Origin of the sequence: Pyxidicoccus xibeiensis, assembly GCF_024198175.1 — a bacterium.
Lineage (GTDB): Bacteria > Myxococcota > Myxococcia > Myxococcales > Myxococcaceae > Myxococcus > Myxococcus xibeiensis.
Map to the genome: position 1 here is coordinate 1,214,850 of NZ_JAJVKV010000003.1, position 6,896 is coordinate 1,221,745.

The 6,896-nt window shown below is 72.1% G+C and carries 8 protein-coding genes and 1 pseudogene; 7 read left to right on the forward strand and 2 right to left on the reverse strand.

All coding sequences use genetic code 11. The features are described 5' to 3' along the window. The first annotated feature begins 79 nt into the window (after positions 1-79). The 4 genes from LXT23_RS17835 to LXT23_RS17850 all read left to right on the forward strand — a co-directional run bounded on the left by LXT23_RS17835 (position 80) and on the right by LXT23_RS17850 (position 2,769). On the forward strand, positions 80-529 hold the full coding sequence (locus LXT23_RS17835; RefSeq protein ID WP_253981369.1) for a response regulator: 450 nt from the start codon (positions 80-82) through the stop codon (positions 527-529). Positions 530-594: 65 nt separating this feature from the next. Then, positions 595-1,647, forward strand: a complete 1,053-nt coding sequence (locus tag LXT23_RS17840; RefSeq protein WP_253981370.1) for an AraC family transcriptional regulator — start codon at positions 595-597, stop codon at positions 1,645-1,647. A gap of 106 nt (positions 1,648-1,753) precedes the next feature. Then, positions 1,754-2,242, forward strand: a complete 489-nt coding sequence (locus LXT23_RS17845; protein ID WP_253981371.1) for an Mpo1 family 2-hydroxy fatty acid dioxygenase — start codon at positions 1,754-1,756, stop codon at positions 2,240-2,242. An 11-nt stretch (positions 2,243-2,253) separates the two neighbouring features. Continuing rightward, a complete protein-coding gene (locus LXT23_RS17850; protein ID WP_253981372.1) occupies positions 2,254-2,769 on the forward strand; it encodes an Mpo1-like protein in 516 nt (171 codons plus the stop codon). Positions 2,770-2,807: 38 nt separating this feature from the next. Here LXT23_RS17850 and LXT23_RS17855 read toward each other — a convergent pair whose 3' ends face one another. Together LXT23_RS17855 and LXT23_RS17860 are read right to left on the reverse strand one after the other, a co-directional pair. Beyond that, entirely contained in the window at positions 2,808-4,133 is a 1,326-nt protein-coding gene (locus tag LXT23_RS17855) for an adenylate/guanylate cyclase domain-containing protein (RefSeq protein WP_253981373.1), read from the reverse strand. Positions 4,134-4,171: 38 nt separating this feature from the next. Then, positions 4,172-5,170 carry an asparaginase gene (locus tag LXT23_RS17860; protein WP_253981374.1) on the reverse strand — a complete coding sequence of 333 codons (999 nt, stop codon included), beginning with the start codon at positions 5,168-5,170 and terminating at the stop codon, positions 4,172-4,174. Positions 5,171-5,301: 131 nt separating this feature from the next. On the opposite strand from LXT23_RS17860, the gene LXT23_RS17865 reads away from it, so the two are divergent. The 3 genes and pseudogenes from LXT23_RS17865 to LXT23_RS17875 all read left to right on the forward strand — a co-directional run. Then, entirely contained in the window at positions 5,302-6,036 is a 735-nt protein-coding gene (locus tag LXT23_RS17865; protein WP_253981375.1) for a 16S rRNA (uracil(1498)-N(3))-methyltransferase, read from the forward strand. A gap of 111 nt (positions 6,037-6,147) precedes the next feature. Further along, positions 6,148-6,414, forward strand: coding sequence for a GlsB/YeaQ/YmgE family stress response membrane protein (locus LXT23_RS17870; protein ID WP_253981376.1), 267 nt, complete (start codon positions 6,148-6,150; stop codon positions 6,412-6,414). 170 nt (positions 6,415-6,584) lie between these two features. Further along, a pseudogene (locus tag LXT23_RS17875) lies at positions 6,585-6,896 on the forward strand (RDD family protein); the annotation flags it as partial.

Sequence of the window (6,896 nt, forward strand, 5' to 3'; positions counted from 1 at the left end):
GGGCAGCCTGTTGGCGGGTGTACGAAGAGGGGGGTTGCCGGGTGGCGCCTCGCCGCGACCGACGCAGATTGCCCCCACCATGACACGTCCCACGGTGCTGATTCTCAATGGCAACGAGGACCTGCTGGACGTCCTCAGCGAGCTGCTCCGGGCCGAGGGCCTGGCCGCGGTCTGCGTCCGAATCCCCGACATCGAGCGGGGCCGCGAGGACTTCCGCCAGCTGGTGCAGGAGTACGACCCGTCGGTCATCGTGTTCGACGTCAGCGTGCCCTTCGGCCGCAACTGGGCCACCTTCCAGGAGCTGTCCGGCCGCCCAGAGGTCACCGGCCGCCCCTTCGTCCTCACCACCACCAACCGGGAGGGGGCCAGGGAGTATACGGGGGCAGATGTCATCGAGTTGCTCCTCAAGCCCTATGACATCGGCCAGTTCCTGGGCGCGGTGAAGGAGGCCCTGAGCCACGCCCCCAGCAAGAGCCTGTCCCGGGAGCCGCGGATGGAGCAGACCGGCGCCGCTGACCTGCCGTCGTGAACACGTCACGGAACCGCCGCGACAGGTTGGGCCCGGCGCCCGGGACGCGGTAGCGTCCGTGCCGCGTGGAGACGCAGCCCCCCTTCCGGCCTCCGGCCGACGTCCGGTCCCAGCTCGTGGGCCCGCTGCTCGCGTACCTGCGGGCGACGGGGCACGACCCCATGCCGCTGGTGGCGCGCTTCGGGCTGCCCGCCAACGCCGCGTCCCTCCCCGAGGTCAGCCTCCCCCTCACCACGCTGCATGCCTTCCTCGATGCGGCCGAGGCCCTCTCAGGGGACGCCTTCCTCGGCCTGCACGTGGCGCAGCGGGTGCCCCGGGGCACCTACGGCCTGGTGGAGTACATCGCCCGGGCTTCGGCCACCGTGCGTGACACCTTCCGCGCCCTGGCCCGCTACATGGCCCTGCTGGAGCCCGCGTGGCAGGCCTCCTTCCAGGACGCGGCCGACGGGAGCGGAACCTTCGCCTACGGAATCCCCGGCGAGCCGCTGGCCTATGGTCGCCACGCCAGCGAATACGGCCTGGCCCTCTTCGTCCACGTGGGTCGCCAGCTCACCGAGCAGCCCTGGCGCCGTCCCGCGGCCGTCGCCTTCGCCCACCCCGCCCCGGCAGACATCCGCCCTCTGGTGGAGCACTTCGGCGTCACTCCGGAGTTCGGCGGCGGTCGCAACGCCCTCACGCTGGACGCGGCCACGCTGGACCTGCGCGTGGTGGGCGCCGACCCCGTCCTGCTCTCCGTGCTGGAGCGCGCCGCCGGTGCGCCCCTGGCAGCCGCCCCTCCCGCCGACCCGCCGGTACCCGACTTCGTCCAGCACGTGCGCGACGCCATCCGTGCCTCGCTCCAGGAGGGCCCGCCCCAGGTAGGCGACGTGGCCCGGGGACTCCACGTCAGCCTCCGCACCCTCCAGCGCCGCCTCGCCGACCACGGCACGTCCTTCCAGGACGAGGTCGACGCAGTGCGCCGTGCGCTGTCCTTCCAGTACCTGAAGGACCCGCACCTGGGCGTCAGCCAGGTGGCGTTCCTCCTGGGCTACTCGGAGCTGAGCACCTTCGACCGCGCCTTCAAGCGGTGGACGGGCATGACGCCCCGCGTCTGGCGTGAAGGCGCCGAGGGCGGCTGAAGCGCGCTGGCGTCCCTTGCCAGGAGATTGGCGCGTCCGGCCAGGAAACGTGGCGCGACTTCACCTACCTTGCGTACCCCCCACATCCCTTTCTGCCGGAGGACCCATGCTCAAGCCCAAGGTGGTCGCCCTGTTCGATGAGTACTACTCCTCTCACCAGCACCCCACCAACCGCCTCACGCACAAGATTGCGATTCCCCTCATCGTGCTGCACATCGTCGCGATGCTGGACTGGGTGAAGCTGGCGACGGTGCCGGCGCTGCCGGGAGGCGTCCTCACGCTGAGCATGGTGGCGATGGTGACGACGGCCATCTGGTACCTGCGCGCCGACGTGAAGCTGGGCTCGGTGGTGATGGTGTACATGATTGCCTGCATCCCCGTGGGCCGGCTGATGCCCGTGTGGAGCGTGGTGGCCATCGCCGTGTTCGGCTGGCTGGTGCAGCTCGCCGGCCACAGCGTCTGGGAGAAGAAGTCCCCCTCGTTCCTGACCAACCTCGTCCACGCGCTGGTGGGGCCGCTCTTCTTCGTCGCGGTGCTCTTCGGGGACTACTCCCTCAAGGCCCAGCAGCCCGCCGGCACCCCGGTCCGCGCCTAGGTTCCGCCCCCATGAGCTTCGCCGACAAGCTGCGCGCCTGGATGCCCCTGCACGAGAACGGCGTCAGCCGCGCCGTGCACTTCGTGGGCGCGTACATGTTCCTCTTCGCCCTGCTGGTGCCCCTGAGCCGGGTGCACCTGCCGGTGGCCGGCCTGGAGCTCACGGCGGCGCACACCCTGGTCGTGGCAGTCGTCCTCTACGCCATCACCCTGGAGTGGACGGCGGGGCTGCTGATGGCCCTGCCCCTGGCGCCCCTGCTCGCGGCGGCCACCTCCGTGGGCACCCTGCCCGGCGTCACCGTGGCCATCGTGGCCGTGGGCGTCATGGTGGTGCGCTTCGCGCTCGTCATCGCCGCGCACGTCGTCTTCGAGAAGAAGACCCACGGCCTGTCGCTGGGCGGGCCGCAGCTCTTCTTCATCGAGCCCGTGTACCTGCTCACGCTCGCCCTGTTCGCGGTGGGCCTGAAGCGCGGCCTGTACGCCCGGGTGATGGCGGGCGGCGCGCCCGTGGCCCCGCTGGCGACGTGACGGAGGTGAGGCCCGGGCCGCGCGCACCGCACGGCCCGCTACGTCCCGCTCGCCGCGGCCAGGACGGGGAGCGCCTCGCTCGCGGGGAGCCGCGCCTCGAGCGTGTAGACGACCACCGCCTCGCGCCGGCCCCTCACGTTCGTCTGCCCCAGGCACTCGCCGGAGAAGCGGCCGCCGCCCTTCTTCCAGGTGCTCTCGCTCACCAGGATGTCCACGCCGTGGACCTTGGTGAGCCCCTCCACGCGCGAGGCCAGGTTCACCGCGTCGCCGATGACGGTGTACTCGTACTGCTCGACGCCTCCGAGCATGCCCGCCGCCACCACGCCGGTGTGCAGGCCGATGCCGATGCGCAGCCGCGGCTGGCCCTGCTGCTCCCGGTGCGCGTTGATTTCCTCCAGCTTGGCGCGCATGTCCAGCGCTGCCCGCATGGCCAGCTCCGCATGGTCGGCGCGGTGGTCCGGCACGCCCCAGCACGCGAGCATCCCATCCCCCAAGAACTTGTTCACGACGCCGTCGTGCGCCATGACGATGTGGCCCATGTGCCCGAAGTACTCGTCCAGCAGCTCCAGCACCTGGCGCGGCTGCAGCGTCTCGCTCAGCGCGGTGAAGTCACGGATGTCGCTGAAGAGGATGGTCACCTCGCGCTGCACCGGCTGGAGCGACTCGTCCCCCAGTCGCATGACCCGCTCCACCACCTGCTTCGGCAGGAAGCGCGAGAGACCATCGCGGCGGCGCAGGATGAGGAACATGCCCCCCACCTCCGCGTTCGTCAGGACGATGAGCCCGCCCAGGGCCACGAAGCAGAAGACGACGAAGCTGCCGCGCATCGGGGAGAAGTGCCCCGTCATCACCGAGAGCGTCAGGTACGCGATGGACGACAGCGTCGTGGACAGCACCACGTGCAGCCACGAGTAGCGGGCCACCGAGAAGGCCAGCACCATGCCCAGGCTGGCGGCCAGCATCCCGGGGTCGAACTGCTTCGTGCGCGAGAAGGTGTGCCACGCCATCAACGCGAAGAAGCCGGTGTCCGCCACCGTCGTGGGCAGCGGCAGCCACTTGGCCCGGCGCGCGTGCGGCTGCTGGAAGCGCAGCACGATGAGGGCCCCCACGGCGAACGACGCGTAGGCCGCGATGATGAAGCCGCGCAGCAGGTCGAACGGCGGCCGCTCGTCACCGAAGAACTGCGCGATGACCATCTGGCTGAGCGTCAGCAGCACGACCAGCACGATGCGGATGATGGCCACGCGGCGCTCGCCCTTCAGCGAGCTCTCCGCCATCACCAGCACCTCGTTGGCGCGGCGCTGCGCGAAGCGGGCCACGGTGGTGTCGCGGCCGTGCTGGCGGCCCTTGTCGCGTCGGCGCATTCTGACGTGTTCCTCCGCCCGGTCCGGGCCGGGAAGCCTCAATGGAAGCGCAGCGCGCCGGTGGCTCGCAGCGCGCCCACCGGCTCACCACGGGTGGTGCGCAGCACCGGCTCCGAATGCTGCCTCAAGTCCGCCACGCCTCCCAACCCGAGCCCCCGCCGCTCGCCCACCTGCCGGAGGACCGAGAGCAGCGCCGGGGGCGAGCAGCGCATGTCCCCGTCCTCCACCTTCAGCGCCACCCCCAGCCCCAGCCCGGGCAGGGCCGCGCAGTAGATGCCCTCCGCACCCACCTTGGCCACCACCGCGCCGCGCGCCGCCGACATGACGTCCGTGCACGGCCGGCCGGTGCCCGCCACCAGCTCCGGGTGCGCCAGCATGGCCTCGCGCAGCGTGCGCGCCGCCGCCTCCGTCGACGTCCCGAAGCGCGCATACGCGGTGGCCATGGCGCGCACGGACAGCGCGAAGCACACCGCCGTGCACCCGTCCACGCCCAGGCGCACCGCGTCGCGCGGCTCGCCCGTCCAGCGCAGCACCTCGTCCAGCGCGCGCTCCTGCACGGGGTGGCCGGCGCGCTCGTAGCCCGCGGTGTTCCAGCCGTGGTGGCGCGCCAGCGCGAGCATGCCGGCGTGCTTGCCCGAGCAGTTGCTCCAGCGCGGGGTGATGACGACGCCCGCGCGCAGCGCCTCGTCCGCCACCGCCTGCGACAGCGGCGGGTGCGGCCCGCAGGCCAGCTGGTGCTCCTCGCAGCCGCACGCGCGCAGCATGGACGCGGCCAGCGCGCGGTGCATGGGCTCGCTGGAGTGCGAGCCGCACGCCAGGGCCAGCTCGCGCGAGCCGAAGCCGTAGCGCTCCGCCGCGCCGTCGCGCACCAGCGACATGGCCTGGAAGGGCTTGGCCGCGGAGCGCCAGAACGTGAAGCGCTGGGGGTCCCCGGCCGACGCGACGAGCGCGCCCTCCGAGTCCACCACCGCGACGGAGACGGCGTGGACGGACTCGACGAGGCCCGAGCGGGTGGTCTCGATGGTGAGCGTGGACATGGCACGGCGCCATACCAGGAGCCCCACCGCTTTGCGCGGCCCGCGACTCCCCCGGCCGCCCCGACTGTGCTCAAGTCGCGCCCCCTGACGCGGGAGGTGCAGGTCCTCCCGCACCGCTGGAGGAAGCCGCCGTGGTCCGCCTCTTCGTCCCGTTGCCCGAGCCCGCCCCCGCCGAGGTGGAGCTGACCGGCGAGCGCCGCCACTACCTCCTCCATGTCCTGCGGCTGGAGGCGGGGGACTCGCTGGAGGTCTTCGACGGCAAGGGCCGCGCCTTCGAGGCGCGCGTGACGGGCGTGGGCGCGGAGGCGGTGTGGGTGACGCTGGGCACCGCGCGCGTGGCCCCGGCGCGCCGGGCGGTGAGCGTGCTGCAGGGGCTGCCCAAGGGGGACAAGCTGGAGTGGGTGCTGCAGAAGGGCACGGAGCTGGGCGCGACGGCCTTCCTCCCCGTGGCGACGGCGCGCAGCGTGGTGAAGCTGGAGCCGAAGCGCGCGGAGGAGCGCACCGCGCGGTGGACGAAAATCGTGGAGGAGGCCGCGCGTCAGTGCCGGCGCGACGACGTGCCGCGCGTGGCCACACCGGCGCCATTGTTGGAGACGGCGCGCGCGCTGGCGCCGGGCACGGTGCTGCTGGTGCTGGACGAGGAGGAGTCCGCGGTGCCGCTGGGCGAGGCCTTCCGCGCGGCGGGCCCGGGCACGCCCGTGGCGCTGGTGGTGGGACCGGAGGGCGGGCTGGCGCGCGAGGAGGTGGAAGCACTCAAGGGACTGGGGGCTCGCGGTGTCACCCTGGGCCGGCGAATCCTCCGCACGGAGACGGCTGCCCTGGCGGCACTGTCCGTCATGATGCATCTGGACGGCGAACTCGGGTAGCAGGCAAGGAACCTGACGCCTGGGGTGGGCGGGTTCCCTATGTCCATTGGTCATTCCTAGGTTTCTGCCGTCCGGGACCTCATGAGGTCCCTCAACCTAGGAGAGACACTCATGGGGATCATCGCATTCATCGTCATCGGCCTCATCGCGGGTCTCATCGCCCGCGCCATCCTTCCGGGACGGCAGAGCATGGGTCTGGTGGCCACGACGTTGCTGGGCATGGTGGGCTCGCTCGTGGGCGGCCTGGTCGGCTCCCTCTTCCAGCGTGACGGGCGGCTGTTCGACCTGCATCCGTCGGGCATCATCATGTCGGTGATTGGCGCAATCGCGGTTCTCTTGTTGGTCGGGGCAGCGGGACGCCGGCGCGTACATGCCTAGGGGTGAACTCCCCCAACACTGGCAACGTCCCCAAGGGGACGTGCTGAAAGCAGCGGTTGACGAGCCCCTGACGGTTCCTCAAGCGAGGGGCCTCAGGGGCTCGCACTTTTCTTGCTCCCCGCGCGTGGACGTCTTTTCATGGCCCCCGTCGTCCAGCCGGGAGGAATCCGTTGTCCAAGTGCCTGAAGTGCGGTGCCACGCTTCCACCCGTGGGTGATTGCTCCGCGTGTGCCATCACCGTCCATGACACCCCGGTGCCGAGCCTGCTCGACCGGGACATCCGCATCGACCGCCGCACGCCGGAGCGCACCGCGGCCGTGCAGCCCCGCCAGGACCTGCCGGCCTTCGCGGACCTGCGCCCGCAGGCGCCGCCTCCTCCCTCCGTGGCCCCGCTCGCCGCGCCGCTGCCGCCGCCCGCCGCGCCCCGCGCCGCCGCGCCCCAGCCCGGTGTCGCCGCTCCGCGCCCGCCCGCGCCGCAGCCG

What these genes read in the sequence shown, in the direction of transcription:
- LXT23_RS17860 (WP_253981374.1), bottom strand. Translation starts at nt 5,170, where the DNA reads ATGTCCACGCTCACCATCGAGACCACCCGCTCGGGCCTCGTCGAGTCC.
- LXT23_RS17850 (WP_253981372.1), top strand. Translation starts at nt 2,254, where the DNA reads ATGAGCTTCGCCGACAAGCTGCGCGCCTGGATGCCCCTGCACGAGAAC.
- LXT23_RS17835 (WP_253981369.1), top strand. Translation starts at nt 80, where the DNA reads ATGACACGTCCCACGGTGCTGATTCTCAATGGCAACGAGGACCTGCTG.
- LXT23_RS17845 (WP_253981371.1), top strand. Translation starts at nt 1,754, where the DNA reads ATGCTCAAGCCCAAGGTGGTCGCCCTGTTCGATGAGTACTACTCCTCT.
- LXT23_RS17870 (WP_253981376.1), top strand. Translation starts at nt 6,148, where the DNA reads ATGGGGATCATCGCATTCATCGTCATCGGCCTCATCGCGGGTCTCATC.
- LXT23_RS17855 (WP_253981373.1), bottom strand. Translation starts at nt 4,133, where the DNA reads ATGCGCCGACGCGACAAGGGCCGCCAGCACGGCCGCGACACCACCGTG.